Origin of the sequence: Candidatus Arthromitus sp. SFB-turkey, assembly GCF_001655775.1 — a bacterium.
Classification (GTDB): domain Bacteria; phylum Bacillota; class Clostridia; order Clostridiales; family Clostridiaceae; genus Dwaynesavagella; species Dwaynesavagella gallinarum.
The window spans coordinates 14,514-34,557 of record NZ_LXFF01000009.1; the positions used below are offsets into that span (position 1 = coordinate 14,514).

Consider the following 20,044-nt stretch of genomic DNA (forward strand, 5'->3'; position numbering starts at 1 on the left):
AAAATAATTTTACAGTATAAAACTATTATTTGAATATTTGGTAAAATTATTCATTCTTAAACATCAAGCCTTATTAAATCCTCAAAACTCTCTCTTTTTGTTACAAGTTTTAAATTATCATTATAAAAAAATACAATAGGAGGTTTTCTAAGTTTATTATAATTACTACTCATAGAATGACAATAAGCTCCAGTAGAAAAAATAGCTAATATATCTCCTCTTTCTGGTTTAGATATAAATGCATCTCTAATTAAAACATCTCCAGATTCACAACACTTTCCACTTATTGTAGCTTTATAACTCTTCTCTTCACACGCTTTATTTGAAATTAAACATTCATAATCTGATCCATAAAGTGCCGTTCTTATATTATCTGTCATACCACCATCAACTGACACATAATTTCTAATTCCTTCAATCTCTTTTATATTTCCTATTTCATAAATAGTCATTCCAGCATTTCCCACAATACTTCTTCCTGGCTCAATATATAATTTAGGTACATTAAAATTAAATTTAGAGCAATTATAATTTACTCTATCTACTATACATTCTACATATTCTTCAATGGTAACAGGAGTATCATCTTTTGTATAATAAATTCCAAATCCTCCACCTAAATTCAACTCATTTATTTCAAAATTTTTATCAATCACTTTAATATCATTTATTAATTTAAACATTTCATCTACTTCATCAATAAAAGCTTCTTTTGAAAAAATCTGTGAACCTATATGACAATGAAACCCTACTATTTCTATATTGCAACTATTTCTATATTTAAATAAAATATTAGAAATTTTATCTATATCTTTAGAAATTCCAAACTTTGAGTCAATGCAAGAAGTTTTTATGTACTCGTGAGTGTGTGCATCAATTCCTAAATTTACCCTTATAAAAACCTTACTTTTTCTATTAAACTCCTTAGAAACATTCTCTAAAATTTCTAATTCCTCAATAGAATCACACACAAATCTTCCAACTTTTAACTGAACTCCCATTTTAATTTCATCATAACTTTTATTATTACCGTGAAATACAATTTTTTCCATATTAAATCCGCTACTATGAGCTATGTAAAGTTCACCATCTGAAACAACATCTAAACAAATGTTTTCTTCTTTCAAAATTTTTACCATGTGAGTATTTAAAAAAGTCTTTCCTGCATAAACAACTTTATTTTCATTTCCAATAGAGTTTTTAAATCTATTAATATTTTCTCTTATAAGATTTTCATCCATTACATAACAAGGTGTATTAAATTTTTTTGCAATATCTACAACTTTAATATTTCCAATAAACAAATCATTTCCTTTAATATTTAATGAACCATGTAATTTCATTAATATCTCCTACCTACAAATTAAATTCTTTTGCAATAAGATTTATTGCCTTAATTTTATCTTCCTTATTTATAGCACAAGTAATTCTTATTTCTGAAGTTGTTACCATTTTAATTACAATATTGTTTTCATTAAATATTTTAAATACCTTAGCTGCAACTCCAGACGTTGACTTCATCCCAATACCAACAACTGAAAATTTACAAATAGATTTATCAATTATTATGTCTTCTCTTTTTACATGTTTAAGTAAAATCTGCTCACATTCTACTAAATCTCCTTCAGGTACAGTAAAAGACACATTAATTTTATTATCAATTGGAGTAGTTTGACTTATCATATCAACATTTATATTATTTTCCCCAATTTCACTAAATATAGACGATATAATATTTTGATTATTAGATATATTCTTAATACTTAAAGCAACATCATCATCACTAGTAGCTATTCCCGTAACAGGTTTACTTTCTAAATTCATATCCTTAACCTCCATAATATACGTTCCGTTCATTTCACCTAAACTTTGTCCAACATAAATTTTCGTACCGTACTTTTGTGCAAGTTCTACACTTCTTGAATGCATAACTTGAGCTCCAAGACTTGCAAGTTCCAAAATTTCTTCATAATCAATTTTATCAATCTTTTTGGCACTTTTATAATTTCTAGGATCAACACTATAAATTCCATCAACATCTGTATAAATTTCACATTCACCTTTAAGTTTTACAGATAAAGCAACAGCAGTAGTATCAGACCCGCCTCTTCCAAGTGTAGTTATATCTCCTTTGTTATTTACTCCCTGAAATCCTGCAATAACAACAACTTTATTTTTATTTAAATTATCTATGATTATCTTTTCATTTAAATCATCAATTAAAGATTTACCATGAACACCTTCAGTTTTTAATTGAATTTGAAAAGAATTAAAACTTATAGAATCATATCCAAAAGATTTTATGGCCATACTTAAAAGAGAGCTAGAAACTATTTCGCCAGTTGACAATAATGAATCAAGCTCTCTTTTATCTGGATTATCACTTATTTGTTTCGCCATACTAAGTAAATCATCTGTAGTATCTCCCATAGCAGAAACTACAATCACTAATTTATTTCCTTCATTTACACGTTTTATAGCATTTTTAGCAATATTTTTAATTTTTTCAATAGAACTAACAGAACTTCCTCCATATTTTTGTACAACTATAGACACGAAAACACTCCTTAATTAAACAATAAATTTTTAAAAAAACTTCTATTTTCAATGTTATATTCTTATATAATTTTAGTCAATAATTTTCTTGTTTAAATCTACATTTTAAAATGTTATACTTGATTTAATTAAAATTTTAGGTAGGTTAAAATGTTTAATTTATTACTAAAAGTTTTCATTAAAAATCCAAAGGATACAAAAGATCCTAAAGTACGTTCAATGTATGGCCTTTTATGTAGTTACATAAGTATATTTTTAAACTTTATTTTATTTATAATAAAATTAATTATAGGATTAATTTTAAAAAGCGTTTCAATTACAGCAGATGCTTTTAATAATCTATCAGACTCTGCCTCATCTATTATAAATTTAATTGCATTTAAATTTTCTCTTAAACCTCCAGATAAAGAACACCCTTTAGGCCATGGAAGATATGAATACATTTCCTCACTAATAATCTCATTTTTAATTATTTTTGTTGGAATAAGCTTTATAAAATCATCATTTGAAAAAATATTAAGTAAAGAAACTACTTCATTTAACTGGGTATTATTTTTTATTTTGATAATTTCAATTTTCATAAAAATTTGGATTGGATTTTTAAATTTAAAAATCTCTAAAAAAATAAATTCCCAATCATTAAAAGCAACATCTGTTGATGCTCTATATGATGCTTTAATAACAACTGTGCTAAGTTTATCTATTTTATTATCAAATTTTACAAATTTATCTTTAGATGGCTACGCAGGTATTATTATATCAAGCTTTATAATTTATTCGGGAATTAAATTAATAAAAGAAACTTTAAATCCTCTTTTAGGTGAAGCACCTAGTGAAGACTTTGTACAAAATCTTAAAAGTAATATACTAAAGCATGAGAACATTTTAGGACTACATGATTTGATTGTTCACAATTATGGACCAAATAGAACTCTTGCATCAATTCACGCAGAAGTTCCTTCAAACTTATCACTTATAGATGTGCATATTTTAATAGACAAAATTGAAAAACAAATTGAACAAGATATGGGTATACACCTAGTAATACACATGGATCCTATTGATATACATAATCAGGAATCCCTTGAAATTTTTAAGAATATTAAAACTTTAATTAAAAAAAATATTTACGAAGTGAACAACATTGTAGATTTTAGAATTTTAAATACAAATGGAAAAAATACAATTTTTTTTGAAATTAAACTTAAAAATGAATTTTATGATAAAGTGGATTTTGATAACATTTTAAAAAGTTCAACAGATCTTATAAATAAAAATTATCCAGATTTTGATTGCAAAATATTTAAAAATAATACATTTAATTAAGGTATGTATGTTACATACCTTATTTTTTTTACTATTATATAATGTAATTATTTTTAAAGGAGCTTTATAATTGAATTTCTACGTAAAAAGATTGTTTCTAAATTCAAATTATAAATCAAACAAATCTGTAGAGAAAACGATATATATAAAATCAAATAACTGCTATATAAAAAATAAATTTTTAAACACACTATCAAATAAATTCTACAATATAAAAACAAACTATTTATATTTTCACGATGACTTCAAAACAAATTATATAAATACTATTTTAATGCCTGAATTAAATTTATATATAAGCTCTACAATAACCAAAGACCCAAAACACACTATAGATTTAAATTCTACCATAAAAAACTATTCCAAAGAAAATATACAACTAACTAAAAATATAATTAATTCTACAAAACAAAAATTTTTTTCAACCATTTTTGAAATAAACAAACTTTTCACAAAAATATGTAAAAAATCAAGTAATAACTTAGATATTATAAAATTTAATAATTTCAAAAATGATTTTATAGATTGTATTTTTAAAAATTCAGAAAATAATAATAATTTCAAAATTTCTGAGTATTTCATATCGTCAATTGGAATAGAAGGTTTTAAAACATTCTCAAATCACTTACCAAATGGAGAAAATAAAGTTTTCGTTATAAATGATAATTTTAATTTATTTAAATGTTTATTAATAGACGAAATAATAAACAAAGCAAATTTTTTAAATATTTCATATGAAATTTATAAAAATCCTTTAAACCCACGCATTATAGATCACATAAAAATTCCATCAATAAATTTATGTATTATTTCAAATACATTTTTATTTAAGGAAAAAATACCAGGAATTCAAATAAATGAAGAAAATTTTTTGAAAAATAAGTTTGAAAATGAAAAATTATTAGAACAAAAAAGAGATTTAAATAATTTAATAGAAATTTTAAATTCATTATGTAAAGAGCTGAGAAAAAATTACTCAATATTGGATGATTTTTTTGAAAATTGTATAATCGAAAATAAATTTAATAATTTAATAGATGATACATTAAAAAATGTAATACGATAAACACGTATTACATTTTTAATTTAATATGAACAGCATTGTGCATAGCTCTAGTTAACATTATATATAAAATATTATCATCTAAATCATTATCTAAAACTATAACTGAATCAAACTCAAGTCCCTTAGAAAAATATACAGTTGTTAAAAATATTCCCTTATCACTGTATAAATTATCCTCATTATTAATTAATTTTATATAGTAAAGATCTTTTATCAAATCATAAACTCTACGTAAAACCTCTTTATCTCTAACAATTATTCCAATATTAAAATTTCCCTTTAAATTAAATCCATTTATTTTATTTTGAATTACGCTTTTTAAATCTTTAAAACCACACTCTAAAACTTCTACATCTTCACCATCTCTAATTGAATTAACTGAAATATTTTCATGTAAATACTTTATAGAATAATTAATTATATTTAAAGTAGATCTATAAGAATCTCTCATATTTATTTCTTCTCTATTTTCAAATATGTTAGTACTTTCAATAAAACTTTCATCAAAATTAACAATACTTTGATTTAAATCTCCAACAATTACATACGAAGAAGCCCTTGTATACTCTTTAATAACCTCATAAAACATATATGAAAAATCTTGCGCTTCATCTATTACTACTAATTTAAAATCTTTTATTCTTTTAACATTACAAACCTTCAAATATATATACTTTATTAAAATTAAATCTGCAAAATCTAAATCTCTCAATTCCTTTACAAAAAAATCCTCATAAAATTCTTTATATAATTCATAAGGAGATTCAAGCTTTAAAAAATGAAGTGATGATTTTATCTCCAAAGATTCTGAAATTATTTCATATATCTCGTTTCTTTTTAACATATCATAATGATTAACCATATCATCATCAATGTTCATTTTTTTATATTTATCTACAATTTCATATACAAAAGAATTTCTAATCTTATTAATTTTATCAAAAATTCTCTTTCTTATAAGATTAATTCTAACCTCTAAAACTCTACTTTTAAATGATTCATAAAACAATCTATTAATTTCATCACTTGTTATTACAACCTTATCTCTAAAATAAATATCCGCTCCAAGATTTATATTTTCTTCAACATACTTTAAAAAGTCATCAATTTTCTCTTTCATGTGAGAGGTTCCCTTAAATTTAAATTCCTCTAAATAATCAAAATCATTTAACATCATCTCCATATGATTATCATAAGAATTAAAATTTAACTCCTGATTTAAATTTAAATATATAAAATCTTCACTAGTAAAGCTGTAAACCCCTCCATATTCACCAAGTGAAGGTAAAACTGAAGAAATATATTCCATAAATATTTTATTAGGACATAAAATTAAAACCCTATCTTTAAAATAATCTCTAAAATTATACAATAAATACGCAACTCTATGTAAAGCAACAGAAGTTTTTCCACTACCTGCAACACCATTTATAACAATACATTTATTTTTATCTGCCCTTATTATTTTATCTTGATTTGATTGAATAGTTTGTACTATGTTTTTAAGCTTATTTGATGCTTTGAGAGATAGCATTTCTTTTAAAAATTCATCTTTTACATATATTTCAGAGTCAAACATTGAAATAATTTTTCCATTTTTAATTAAAAATTGTCTTCTCTCTAACAATTCAACAAATATTTCTTCTTTAGATGGAATAATATAACTAACTCTTCCAAGTTTTCCTTGATAAAATAAAGAAGCTATAGGAGCCCTCCAATCAATTATAAGAGGAACATCATAACCAACATCAAATCCATAAGCACCTATGTAAAATTTTTCTTCTACTCCATCTTCACATATGTTTATTTTTCCAAAATAAGGACTCTTCTTTAAATACAAAAACTCTTTTATTCGTTTTTCAATAGTATTAAAAATTTGCTCATTTTTGTGATTTTCATGATCAAAATATTCAATTACCTTATCATCATCATCTCTATACTCTTCTACAAACTTTCTTCTATGCTCAACAATAACATCAGATACTTCTTTTCTCCTATTTAAATAATTATTTATCTCATTATTTAAATGAATAAACACATTATCTAAATACTCCTTCTCTTTTAAATACTCCTCATTTAAATTTTTATCCATTTTATTACCCAATCCTTTATAAAAAATAAAGCCATTCTTTAATTATACTCTTTAAGAATATTTTTTAAAAGAATGACCTTATATAAATTATTTTAAAATTCTTATTCTATTAAATGGATATATAATTATTCTTGCTTCCCCTCGTATATCTTCAAAGTCTATATAAGGTTCGCTCCAATACCTACTATCTAATGAATTTGCCCTATTATCACCTAAAAAGAAATATTTATCCTCGGGGACTTTAAACTCTAAATCAAATATAGCAGTTTCATCTTTTTGAACCACATATGTTTCTTCAAGAACTTCTCCATTAACTAAAACCTCTCCTGAAGCTTTAACAACAATATCATCTCCAGGTAATCCTATAACACGTTTAATCAAAAGTTCATTAAACTCATCAGAGAAAAATACCAAAATATCTCCTCTCTGAATACTATCTCTACCATACATTTTAGTTACAAAAAGCTGATCCTTAACTTTAAGTGTTGGATACATAGATTCAGATGGTATATACACCTTAAAAATTAAAAACTTATTTATTAAAAAGGAAATAATAAGTGCTGCAACAATTGTTATTAACCATTCAAGTATGGTTGATATAAAACTTCCCTTTTTCTTTGAATCACTTCTTCTCCTTTTTTTACCTTCATTATCTTCATCAATTACAACATCATCTTTCTCATCTTCTTCATCATCTAAAAGATAGGAGTATTCATCATCATAATCATCTTGCTCCTGCTCATCATCATAAAACTCTTCCTCATCAAATATTTCTTCTTTATCATCATCTTTACAATTATGCATACCCAACCTACCTTTCAATTCTTAATGCTAAAAATATTATATTAAATAATGATTCAAATTTAAATACTAATTTTAATTTACTATGTTTTTACTATTCTCTTTCTTAGCTATATCTTTTTTAATTGCTTCAATATCCAACTCATTTATATCAAGACTTGAAGGTTTTTCTCCATTTTCTTCATAAATCTCTTCCAATAAATTTTGTAATGAAAATTTATCATCTTTTTTAACAGTTTTCTTAGAAGAATTCTTAGAAAACTTACGTTTCTTATTTAAACTTTCAAATTCAATTCTTATAGAAGAATTTATTCTATTTAAATCCATATTTATAGCATTTAAAATTTCTTGTGAATCTATGCTATGTTCCTTAAACTTTTTAAACTGTTCAATTCTTTCATCAAGGGTTTCAAAAAATAACTTTTCTTGCAATTCTTTTTGTTCTTGCTTTTTCTTTTGTTTATTCTTTATAACTTCCCTTATACTTACTTTTTTACTTATACCTTGATTTAAATTAAAGTCTGGAAGCATCCCCTCTTCCATAGCATTTTCACTACTTACATCATAACTTTGAATTTCCTCAACTTCAAAAGAATTTAAACCATCAAAAGGTGAAAATGAATCATCATCTGCATTTTCCTCAACAACAACTTTAGGTACTTCATAATCTTCTATTTCTTCAAAAGGAGATTTTAATATTACTTCATCTTCTGGCATACTAGATAAATAATCTTCAAAATCCATAATAGTTCTAAATTTACTTAATTCATCTTTTTTATTTTCATTAACACTTTCTACTTCAAATACATCATTTTTTTTTTCACTTTCTCTTTCGTATTCTTCAAAAGAAGAAAAATTATACTCATTAGAGGAATCTATTTGAGAATTATTAGTTTTTGGTTCAGAAAATTGTTCCTCAACATTATTAAATTTTTCATTTATCCTTTTTAAAATTTCTTCATCACTTTGTTTACTTAAATCAATTAATAAATCCTCAGCTAAAATTTTTTCTTTAGTTTCTTCAATTTTTTCTTTACCTTCATTTAAAACAACATTTTCAAAATTTTCTAATGTAACATTTTTATTTTCTTCTTTAGAAATTAAATTATTATTTTTAGCTCCATTAACAATATCTTTTTTATCTATATTTTTTAAATTCTTATCTAAATAATTTCTAAGTTTAAATTTTTGTTTATTTAAATTTTTATTTGAATTAATCTTATTATTACGTTCCTGTACAGAATTTTTTTTATAATTATCTGAATTATTTAAAACATCTACAGATCTTTTATAATCAAAAAAATCATATTTTATATCACTATCATAGGTATAAATTCCATCTGAATTGTCGCTATATTTTTTTGAAAATACTTTACCTGTACGTTTATCAAGCATAACTCCAGTTTTTTTATTTCCAACAACTCCAGATTCATCATCTACAACAAAATATGTATTATTCTCATCTAAAAAATCTAATAATTCACTAATATTGTACTCTTCTTTATTTATATCTCCATTAAATTTTTTATCCATATTCCATATTTCTACCTTTCAAAATTATTAACTTGAACCAAAACCATCAACTTAAAGATTATTATTACCCTAAATAAAATTTTTACAAATAGAAAATATTGTATTAAATTAAATAATAAATTTTTTATCTAAAAAATTATTATTGTTTAAATTACTATAACTTAAAACAAACGATAGTCTCAACATGATGAGTTTGACAAAACATATCCACTCCACGAATTTTTGAAACGTTGTATCCAAGTGAAACGAGTATTTTAGCATCTCTTGCCAAAGTTCCAACATCACAAGATATATAAACTATTTTTTTGCATTTTATTTCCCTAAGCGCATGCAAAACACTTTCTTTTACACCTTTTCTAGGTGGATCTAAAATAGCTACTGTTATATTTATCCCATTATTAACTAAATTTAAAATTTCTTCTTCCACTTTACCATGTATAAACTCAACATTTTTTATATTGTTTAAAACTTTATTTTCATTTGCATCTATAATACTTTCTTTAACTTCCTCTATACCATAAACTTTCTTTACTCTTCTACTTGAGCATATTCCAATAGTTCCAATTCCACAATAAGCATCTAATAAAATATCACTATATTTTAGCTCTGCCATATCAATAGCTGATAAATAAAGCTTTTCAGCTTGTTTTGTATTAACTTGAAAAAAAGATCTACTGTGAATTCTAAAAACAAAATCATTAATTTTATCCCTTATATAACCATCACCATATAAAACTTTTTCATAATTTCCAAGAATAACATTTGTGATATTATTATTAACATTTAAAACTATGGTTTTTATATTTTTGCAATGTAATAATAAATATTTAACATAATTATTTAAAAACTTTTCATTTTCTTCTGTTAAAACAACAACAACCATAATTTCATTTGTATTATACCCTTTTCTTATTAAAAGATGTCTAAATAATCCAAAATCTTTTCCAAATTTATAGTGAACAACTTCATCATAAGGAGCTATATTTTTTTGTTTCATATACTCTCTCGTTTTAACCACTATATCATTGGCCTCTTTAAATTGTATGTGGCAAAAATCCATGTTAATAATTTTATGACTTTTATTTTCGTAAAAGCCTGCTGAAACAAATCCATCTACAATACCAAATGGAACTTGAACTTTATTTCTATACTCATAGGGAATTGACATACTATAAAATTTATCTATTTTAACATTTTTTAAATTTCCAATTTTTTCAAGTGATTCTATAATTTTATTTTCCTTAAAATTAACTTGCTCTTTATATTCCATATGTTGAAGATTACATCCACCACATTTTTTATATATATCACAAACAGGCATAACTCTAAGATTAGATACAGATAATATATCAACAACTTCTCCATATCCATAATTTTTATTTACTTTTTTTACAATAATCTCAACAATTTCTCCAATTATAACATCTGGTATAAATACAACAAACTTGTCAACATGGGCAATCCCACTTCCTTTATGATTGTATCCCTCAATTTTTACTATGTACTTCTTTCCAACTTCTATCATTAAAACTAAACTTCCTCCTTAATTTAAAAAACATTAGCATCTATAATTTCTTATAGATGCTAATGTTTTTTTGAATCAGTTGCCTAAATAAAAAATAAACCACTTAAATTTTTGAAACCTCTCTATAATAATATACTTACTACAAAAAAGTTTTGTTAATTTTAAATTATATATTTGTTAATTTTAAATTAATTTTTTTATACTTCATGTACCTTTAACATATTTGTATGACCTTTAAAATTAGCTGGTACACTTGCTGCAACAACAACTAAATCCCCTTTTGAAAGATTATATTCTTTTCTCGCTTTATCCACCGATAAATCAATTAACATATCTGTATTATCAATAGTTTCTTCTATAGTTTGAGGATAAACCCCCCAATAAATAGACAATATTCTCGCAACCTTTTGAGTTTGAGTAATAGAAATAATAGGACATTCAGGTCTAAATTTAGATATAAATTGAGCTGTTGCTCCTGATTTTGTACAAGCAAGTATTACTTTTGCTCCAACTTCATTGGCCGTTGTACAAGAAAATAAAGCAATTGTTGTAGGAACATCTTTATATTCAATTTTCGAAAGTCTTTTTTGTAGTTTACCTTCATAATCTAAACTTTCTTCAGTTGTTCTCGCTATTTTATCCATTGTTTCATATGCTTCAATTGGATATTTACCATTTGCAGTTTCTCCACTAAGCATTACAGCATCTGTTCCATCATGAATTGCATTTGCAACATCTGAAGCTTCTGCTCTTGTTGGTCTTGGATTTCTTATCATAGAATCAAGCATTTGAGTTGCAGTTATTACTACTTTTCCTTTATCATTGCACCTTTTTATAATATTTTTTTGCCAATATGGAAGATTCTCTATAGGAATTTCAACTCCTAAATCTCCACGTGCAACCATTATACCATCTGAAGCATCTATTATTTCATCTAAATTATCAAGCCCTTCTTGATTTTCAATTTTAGATATTATTTTTATTTTATCCCCACCATTTTCATTTAAAAAAGACCTTATATTTTTAACATCATCTGCTTTTCTTATAAAAGAAGCAGCAACATATTCAACATCTTTCTCTATTCCAAATAATAAATCATTTTTATCTTTTTCAGTAAGTGCTGGTAATTTAATTTTAGAATTAGGTAAATTCACACCTTTATTACTAGAAACCTCTCCTGTATTTAAAACAATACATTCAATTTTTCCATCTCCTACTTCCTTAACTTCAAGAGCAACTAAACCATCATCAATAAGAATTTTACTTCCAACTTCAACATCCTTATAAAGATCCTCATAAGTAACAGAACATTTAGTAGCATCTCCAACTAAATCTTCTTTAGTGTAAATAGTAAAACTATTTCCTTGATTTAAAACAACCTTTTCACTAAACTTCTTAGTTCTAATTTCTGGACCTTTAGTGTCAAGCATTATTCCTACATTTTTTCCATTTTTAGCACAAATTTTTCTTACATTATCAATTCTCGCTCCATGTTCTTCAAAATCTCCATGTGAAAAATTGAGCCTCATAACATTCATTCCTTTTTCTATGAGTTTTTCTAAAACCTCATATTTTTCACTAGAAGGACCAATTGTACAAACTATTTTTGTCTTTCTCATAACAAACACTCCATATTTATTAAACTAATTTATTAACAAGATCATATAAATCTTTATCAAAATTTTTCTCAATCTTTAAGGCTTCTTCAATATCCATGTCAAACACAAGATTATCTTTTATTCCAACAACTTTAGCACATACACCATTTTTTAACAAAATATCCACTGCCTTTTTTCCCATTAAAGATGCCATAACCCTATCTCTTGCTGTTGGAATTCCTCCACGTTGTATATGTCCAAGTACTGTAGCTCTTGTATCTAATCCTATTTTTTCTTGAATGTACTTTGTAAGTTCTTCTGCACTTCCAGCACCTTCTGCTAAAATTACCAAACTATGAAGCTTGTTATTTTTTTTACTATCTAAAATTCTTTGACAAAGCTCCTCTCTATTAAATGGATATTCTGGAACTATTACAGCTTCCGCACCACCTGCAAGGGCTGAATATAAAGCTAAATCTCCGCAATTTCTTCCCATAACTTCAACTATACTAACTCTTTCATGGGAACTTGAAGTATCCCTAAGTTTTCTTACTGAATCTAAAATAGTATTTAGGGCAGTATCAAAACCTATTGTATAGTCTGTATAAGGTAGATCATTATCTATTGTTCCTGGAATTCCAACAGTTGAAATTCCAAATTTTGATAATAAGTAAGCCCCCATAAATGATCCATCTCCACCTACAACTACTAATCCTTCAACTCCCTTCTCTTTTAAAATTTCATAAGCTTGAGCTCTAACTTCCTCATGTTTAAATTCTAAACATCTAGCAGTTTTAAGAAAAGTTCCTCCTCTATCTATAATATCTGAAACAGAGCGTCTATTTAAAACTTCTATTTCTCCATGTAAAAGCCCATGATACCCTCTATGTATTCCTAAAACCTCTACACCTTGACTTAAAGCATATCTAACAACTGATCTAACAGCTGCATTCATTCCAGGAGCATCTCCTCCACTTGTAAGCACTGCTATTTTTTTCATAATTAACACTCTCCATTTTTCATAATTTATTCATAATAACTATTTTCACAAAATCTTGAGAAAATATTTCATTTAACTTGCAAATAAATTCATTATTTAAACTTACGTTATACTCTTCATTTAACTTAAAACTCTTTTTTTCACGAGATGAATAAAAAAATACACTAGTATCTCCCTTATTTTCACCTAATAATGTTTTAATTTTAACAAACTGATTCTCAATACTGTCTATATTTTCAACTAATATATAAAGTTTAAATCTATGTTCTTCATCAATCCCAACTATATCATCAACTATAACTTTTACTTCATCTCCATCTTTTTTTAATACACCTTTTATTATAACAATATTATCACTATTTATTAAATAACTAAATTTTTCATATATTTTAGGAAAAACCACGCATTCAATAGATAAATATTTATCTTCCAAATAAACAAAGGCCATAATGGAATTATTTTTAGTTATTATTTTTCTAAAACTCCTTATAACTCCTCCAAGAACAACATTTTCCTCCCTAAATGAATCAAAAGTTTCTTTACACTTTGAAATAGAACTACTACACAATTTATTTAAAAACTCATTATATTTGTCAATAGGATGTCCAGAAATATAAAGTCCTAAAACTTCTTTTTCAAAGGATAAATTCCTATTAATATCATCTTCTACATCATAATAAACTGGTTTATTTATAATCACATTATCTTCAGCAGAGTTAAACAAACTCATTTGTCCATCTATATTTTTTTTAAGATCTAAACTTATTCCATCAATTATTTTTTCGAAATTAAGTAAAAGAGCTTTTCTAGAAACATTAAATACATCAAGTGCACCAGACTTTATAATACATTCAATTGATTTTTTGTTTATAGAATTTTTAACACATACTTTGAAAAAATCATACTCATCTTTAAATTTTCCATTTTTTTCCCTATGATAAACAATTTTTTCACAAGCACTTTCTCCTAAATTTTTAATTGCAGAAAGTCCAAAGAAAATATCTTCATTATTTACAACAAAACGTTTATAACTATTATTAACACATGGAGGATAAATTTTTATATTAAGACTTTCAGAAAACTTTATATACTCACAAACCTTATCTGTATTATTTATTACACTATTTAAAAGAGCACATATATACTCACTTTTATAATATTTTACTAAATACGCAGTTTCATAAGCAACAACCGCATATGCCGCAGCATGACTTTTATTAAAAGCATAGGAAGCAAAATGAACCATTTGATCAAAAATTTTGTGGGCAACCTCTTCTTTTATACCATTATTTATACATCCTGGTATATTTTCCTCTCCTTCTACAAATACTCCATAAACAAAATTTTTCCTTTCAAGTTCCATAACATCATGTTTCTTTTTAGCCATAACTCTTCTAACTAAATCACTTCTTCCAAGAGAATATCCTGATAATTTTTGAACAATCTCCATTACCTGCTCTTGATATACTATAACCCCATAAGTTACATTTAAAATATCCTCAAGTTCCTTAGTTAAATATTTTATATTGTTAGGTGAATTCTTATTTTTTATATAATTAGGAATCTCATCCATTGGTCCTGGTCTATATAAACTAATTCCAGCTATTATATCCTCTAAAGAATTAGGTTTTAATTCTTTCATAAAATTTGTCATACCTAAAGACTCAAGTTGAAAAACACCGCAGGTTTTTCCTTCTCCAAGCATTTCAAAAACTTTCTTATCATTAAATTCAATTTTATCTAAATCAATATGTATTTTTTTATTTTTCTCAATCATATTAATGCAATCGTTTATAACAGTAAGAGTCCTTAAACCTAAAAAATCCATTTTAAGAAGTCCAATTTCCTCAAGATTAGCCATAGGAAACTGAGTAACTAACATATTATCACTTTTTTGCATAGGAACAATATTAGTTAAGTTTTCAGGGCTTATAATAACTCCAGCTGCGTGAATAGAAGTATGCCTTGGAAGACCTTCAAGTTTTTTAGATATATCTATAAGTTTTTTAATTCTAGGATCTTCCTTATAAATATCATTTAATTCTTTATTATATAAAAGAGCTAAATCAATTGTTATATTAAGCATGTTAGGAATCATTTTTGCAATTTTATCAACTTCAGAGTAAGAATAATTCATAGCTCTTCCAACATCACGAATGCACGCTCTAGCTGCCATAGTACCAAAAGTTATAATATGAGAAACATTATTTTTACCATATTTATTTATTACATAATCAATTACTTCTTCTCTTCTCTCATTACAAAAATCCGAATCTATATCAGGCATTGAAATTCTTTCAGGATTTAAAAATCTTTCAAAAATAAGTCCATATTTTATAGGATCTATCTTTGTAATATTTAAAACATAAGCAACTATAGACCCAGCTACACTTCCCCGTCCAGGTCCTGTTGGTATTAAATTTTCATTTGAGAATTTAATAAAATCCCAAACAATTAAAAAATAATCAACAAATCCCATAGAATTTATAAGATTAAGTTCATAGTTTAAACGATTAAGTAAATTTTTTTTATTTTTATCGTGAATTTTTTCAAATACTTCTAATAATTTTTTAAACTCTTCATCATTTAAAATATCTATTTCTTTAAAATCATTTAACTCTCTGTAAAACTCCTTATACTTAAAAATAAGACCAAAATAACAAAGTCTTTTCAAATACTCAAAAGGTTCTAAATCTACATCCATAATATATTTAGGCGGCATATTTTTACCGAACTCATATTCAAAATTACACTTATCACTTATTTTTAATGTATTTTTTAAAGCATCTTCATAAGTGCTAAATAAATTATACATTTCTGAAGGAGACTTTAAATAAAACTCCTCACCTTCATATTTCATTCTATTGGTTTCCTCAATATTTGAAGCTGTTTGTATACAAATTAAAACATCATGTGCTTCAGAATCTTCTTTATTTATGTAATGAACATCATTTGTTACAACAAGTTCTACAGAAAATTCTTTAGAAAATTCCACAAGAAATTTATTAACTTTTAATTGTCTACTTATGCCATGATTTTGAAGCTCTAAATAAAAATCATCCTTAAAAATTTCTTTATATGTACAAACAAGTTTCTTAGCTCCCTCAATATCATCTTTTAAAATATATTTTGAAATTCCTCCACTTAAACACGCACTTAATGCAATTAATCCCTCTGAATGTTTTCTTAAAAATTCAATATCAACTCTTGGTTTATAATAAAATCCTTCTAAAAATGACGCACTAACAATTTTTAAAAGATTTTTATATCCTATTTCATTTTTAACAAGTAAAATTAAATGACTTGTAAAATTATCTTTATCAGGATTTTTTATATACATAGATTTATTAGCTACATAAATTTCACAACCAATAATAGGTTTAATTCCATATTGCTTACAAATTTTATAAAATTCAATACATCCATACATAACACCATGATCTGTTATAGCAATAGATTTCATTCCAAGTTCTTTAACTTTTTCAACTAAATTTCTAATCTTACAAGAGGAATCAAGTAAACTAAATTCCGTATGTACATGTAAATGAACAAAATCATTCATAAAAAGTTTTATCCCCATCTTAATTAATCAATACAATTTGATTCTATCATAAAAAACATAAAATCCTAAATGATTTTTCATCTAGGATTTTGATTTTTAAATTTCAATATTTACATTATATTTTTTCATCCACATATTTAATTGAATTAAATATGCCATAAGCTGAGGCCCTCTCATAAGTTGACCAAACCAAGGTTTATTAAAAGATTCTCCTTTACTTTCTAAAAGATATCTAACACTTTTTTCATCTATAATATCAAAAATAGGATTAGATCTATCATTTAATATATTTTTAAGCTTAGAGCAAACTAAATCCCTATAAATTAAACTCTGAGTTTTAGGGTAAGGACTTTTTTTCCTATCAACAACAGAACTTGGCAAAAATTTCCTAGCTACCTCACGAAGTATTCCTTTTTCTCTACCATTTACAAATTTAATTTTAGAAGGAATATTATAAGCATATTCTACAAGATCCTTATCAGCAAAAGGAACTCTCACTTCTAAACTATTAGCCATACTCATTCTATCTTTTCTATTTAAAAGAGTAACCATAAACCATTTTATATTAAGAAGTGTCATTTTCCTAATTAAAACATCAAATTCTGAATCTACATCTAAATAACTAAAATCTTTAAAAGTTTCATCAAATTTATTTTTAACATAGGAATCAAAATCAAGTTTTTTTATAGAATCATTAAATAAATTTTTACGAGATTGTGAAAACCTACACCAAGGAAAAGTTTCCATTTTTAAATCTTCACTATTTAAGTACCAAGGATATCCTCCAAAAATTTCATCTGCACACTCTCCAGAAAGTCCAACAGTTCCATATTTTTTAACTCCACGACAAAACAAATAAAGAGAAGTATCAATATCTGCCATAGCTGGAATATCACTAGCAAATAACCCTTCTTCTAAAAAATAAAATAAATCCTCATTTTTTATAGTTATAATTCTATTATTAGATTTAATTTTTTCATTTACAATTTTCACAAAATCCTTATCACTAGTAACCTCAAATTCATTTCCTTTAAAATCCTTATCATAATCAACATAATCAACTGTAAAAGTATCTAAGATTTTATTACATTTCTTAAATTCATTACTTAAAATAGAACATATTAAAGAAGAATCAATTCCACCAGATAAAAACGCAAATATTCCCCTATCAGATACCATTTGATTTTTAATAATATTTTCTAATAAATATGTTAATTCTTCCTTAGTTTCCTCTAAACCCCATTTATGTTCTTTAGCTTCAAGATTCCAATATTTTTTAAGTACAACTTTATGTTCAAATACACATAAATAATGGGCAGGTGGAATTTCTTTTATATCTTTAAAAATTCCGTTCCCTAAACTTCTACTAGGACCTAAACTTAAAAGATCAAGTATACCTTCTCTAGAAACCACACTACTTACTAACGGATGTTTTAACATAGATTTTATTTCAGAACCAAAAATTAAATAATCATCTTTAATAGCATAAAAAATAGGTTTAACCCCTAAATGATCTCTAGCTATAAAAATACATTTTCTTTCTTCATCAAAAATTGAAAATGCAAAAATTCCATTTAAATGTTTTACACAATCCTCTCTATAATGAATGTAACTTAAAAGAACAACTTCAGTATCTGAGTAAGTAACAAATGTATAACCTTCATCTAATAAATTTTTCTTAACAATATGAGTGTTATAAATTTCTCCATTATAAACAATAGTATAATTAAATCCATTTATTTTTTTAGTCATAGGCTGACTCCCACCAAATGGATCAACTATAGAAAGTCTCCTATGACCAAATATAACATGCTTATGCTTATAATATCCACGACTATCTGGTCCCCTATGAATCAAACAATCATTCATTTCAATTATATTATTAAATTCATTTTCAATACTTTTTTTAAAGTTAGAAAAACCAGTTATTCCACACATATATAACTCCTCTATATATTAGCTTTTAACTTATTAATTATTTTATGTTATGAATTTATAAAAATTTTGATACTAAAAAACTCCTTGTAAATATATACAAGGAGTTTTAAAACTAAAAAATTTTTTTAATTTTCATAATTATCTATAAAAGTATCTATAAAATCTAAATTAACATCTTTATGTAAATCCCAAATTTCTAAATGTTCAACACACTGATTAGTTGAAATAGTATAAAGTGGAGAATTTGTTTGCATCTCTATATAGTTACTTCCAATAAAAGATTCATAACAACAACCCATATGAGGATAATTAGAATTGTTTTTATCTCTTTTAAATTGTTTAACAAATAACTCATTCTCATTATAATACAGTGCATAACTTAAATTTGTATTAAATCCAATCTTAAAATTCTCAGAAATATTTTCACACACTTTCATTGCAACATACCTATCTCCAAAATAAACTCTAGAATCCTTTATATTTGAATACGGCCAAAATACAAACGATTTATTGGGGCTTATACCCGATTTTCTCTTTTCAAGAGGAATTATTTCTATTCCACCTTTACTCATAGCAGTAATTCCTGATACTGAAATATTAATATCAAACGCATTTAAAGAAACTATTTTATGTAAAATATTTACTTTAGAAGATGATGATTCAAAAATAATTTCAATAATTTTTTGAACCTGAGTCCATTTTTCAATTTCTTGAATTAATCTCACACCATTAAATATTGATTCGTATTCAACTTTTTTGTTATCTGGTATATAAGTTCTATCTTTATTTTCTGGAAGATGCCAAAATCTATGCCCCCCAATAATGTAATAATCACCATGAGATGTAGAAATTTTATTATTTATATCTTCTGCAAATTGATTCCTTCCATTAACATATCCATATTTTACAATTCTAGGTCCATATTCAATAGTAATAATAATTTCAACTACACTATTTGTTATTTTCAAACACTTACCATAATGTTTATAATTTATTTCTAAAATATTAACCACATTCATAATCATTCTCCTAAAAATCATAAAAAAT

At 25.1% G+C, this 20,044-nt stretch carries 13 protein-coding genes; 2 read left to right on the top strand and 11 right to left on the bottom strand.

Features of this window, described 5'->3' with window-relative positions; all coding sequences use genetic code 11:
- Positions 1–56 precede the first annotated feature (56 nt).
- The gene (gene lysA, locus A6P36_RS01200; protein WP_066760385.1) at positions 57–1,343 is read right to left on the bottom strand and encodes a diaminopimelate decarboxylase; all 1,287 of its coding nucleotides are present in this window, start codon (positions 1,341–1,343) and stop codon (positions 57–59) included.
- 13 nt (positions 1,344–1,356) lie between these two features.
- On the bottom strand, positions 1,357–2,556 hold the full coding sequence (locus A6P36_RS01205; protein WP_066760386.1) for an aspartate kinase: 1,200 nt from the start codon (positions 2,554–2,556) through the stop codon (positions 1,357–1,359).
- A 150-nt stretch (positions 2,557–2,706) separates the two neighbouring features.
- Here A6P36_RS01205 and A6P36_RS01210 point away from each other — a divergent pair, with 150 nt between their 5' ends.
- Positions 2,707–3,882: a cation diffusion facilitator family transporter gene (locus A6P36_RS01210; RefSeq protein WP_066760387.1), complete on the top strand. Its 1,176-nt coding sequence runs from the start codon at positions 2,707–2,709 to the stop codon at positions 3,880–3,882.
- Positions 3,883–3,952: 70 nt separating this feature from the next.
- A complete protein-coding gene (locus A6P36_RS01215; protein WP_066760388.1) occupies positions 3,953–4,948 on the top strand; it encodes a hypothetical protein in 996 nt (331 codons plus the stop codon).
- Positions 4,949–4,955: 7 nt separating this feature from the next.
- Here A6P36_RS01215 and A6P36_RS01220 read toward each other — a convergent pair whose 3' ends face one another.
- The 9 genes from A6P36_RS01220 to A6P36_RS01260 all read right to left on the bottom strand — a co-directional run bounded on the left by A6P36_RS01220 (position 4,956) and on the right by A6P36_RS01260 (position 20,016).
- Complete coding sequence (locus A6P36_RS01220) at positions 4,956–7,040, bottom strand: HelD family protein (protein ID WP_066760389.1); 2,085 nt, start codon at positions 7,038–7,040, stop codon at positions 4,956–4,958.
- An 87-nt stretch (positions 7,041–7,127) separates the two neighbouring features.
- Positions 7,128–7,703: a signal peptidase I gene (lepB, locus tag A6P36_RS01225; RefSeq protein WP_066760441.1), complete on the bottom strand. Its 576-nt coding sequence runs from the start codon at positions 7,701–7,703 to the stop codon at positions 7,128–7,130.
- A gap of 213 nt (positions 7,704–7,916) precedes the next feature.
- On the bottom strand, positions 7,917–9,374 hold the full coding sequence (locus A6P36_RS01230) for a hypothetical protein (protein WP_066760390.1): 1,458 nt from the start codon (positions 9,372–9,374) through the stop codon (positions 7,917–7,919).
- A 154-nt stretch (positions 9,375–9,528) separates the two neighbouring features.
- Positions 9,529–10,899: a 23S rRNA (uracil(1939)-C(5))-methyltransferase RlmD gene (gene rlmD / locus A6P36_RS01235; RefSeq protein ID WP_066760391.1), complete on the bottom strand. Its 1,371-nt coding sequence runs from the start codon at positions 10,897–10,899 to the stop codon at positions 9,529–9,531.
- 197 nt (positions 10,900–11,096) lie between these two features.
- A complete protein-coding gene (gene pyk, locus A6P36_RS01240; protein ID WP_066760392.1) occupies positions 11,097–12,518 on the bottom strand; it encodes a pyruvate kinase in 1,422 nt (473 codons plus the stop codon).
- Between the two features lie 19 nt (positions 12,519–12,537).
- Positions 12,538–13,497: a 6-phosphofructokinase gene (gene pfkA, locus A6P36_RS01245; protein ID WP_066760393.1), complete on the bottom strand. Its 960-nt coding sequence runs from the start codon at positions 13,495–13,497 to the stop codon at positions 12,538–12,540.
- 19 nt (positions 13,498–13,516) lie between these two features.
- Positions 13,517–17,059 (bottom strand): DNA polymerase III subunit alpha, encoded by a 3,543-nt coding sequence (locus A6P36_RS01250; protein WP_066760394.1) that lies wholly within the window; start codon positions 17,057–17,059, stop codon positions 13,517–13,519.
- Between the two features lie 96 nt (positions 17,060–17,155).
- Positions 17,156–18,997 (bottom strand): asparagine synthase (glutamine-hydrolyzing), encoded by a 1,842-nt coding sequence (gene asnB / locus A6P36_RS01255; RefSeq protein WP_066760395.1) that lies wholly within the window; start codon positions 18,995–18,997, stop codon positions 17,156–17,158.
- A gap of 125 nt (positions 18,998–19,122) precedes the next feature.
- Complete coding sequence (locus tag A6P36_RS01260; protein ID WP_066760396.1) at positions 19,123–20,016, bottom strand: hypothetical protein; 894 nt, start codon at positions 20,014–20,016, stop codon at positions 19,123–19,125.
- Positions 20,017–20,044: the final 28 nt, after the last annotated feature.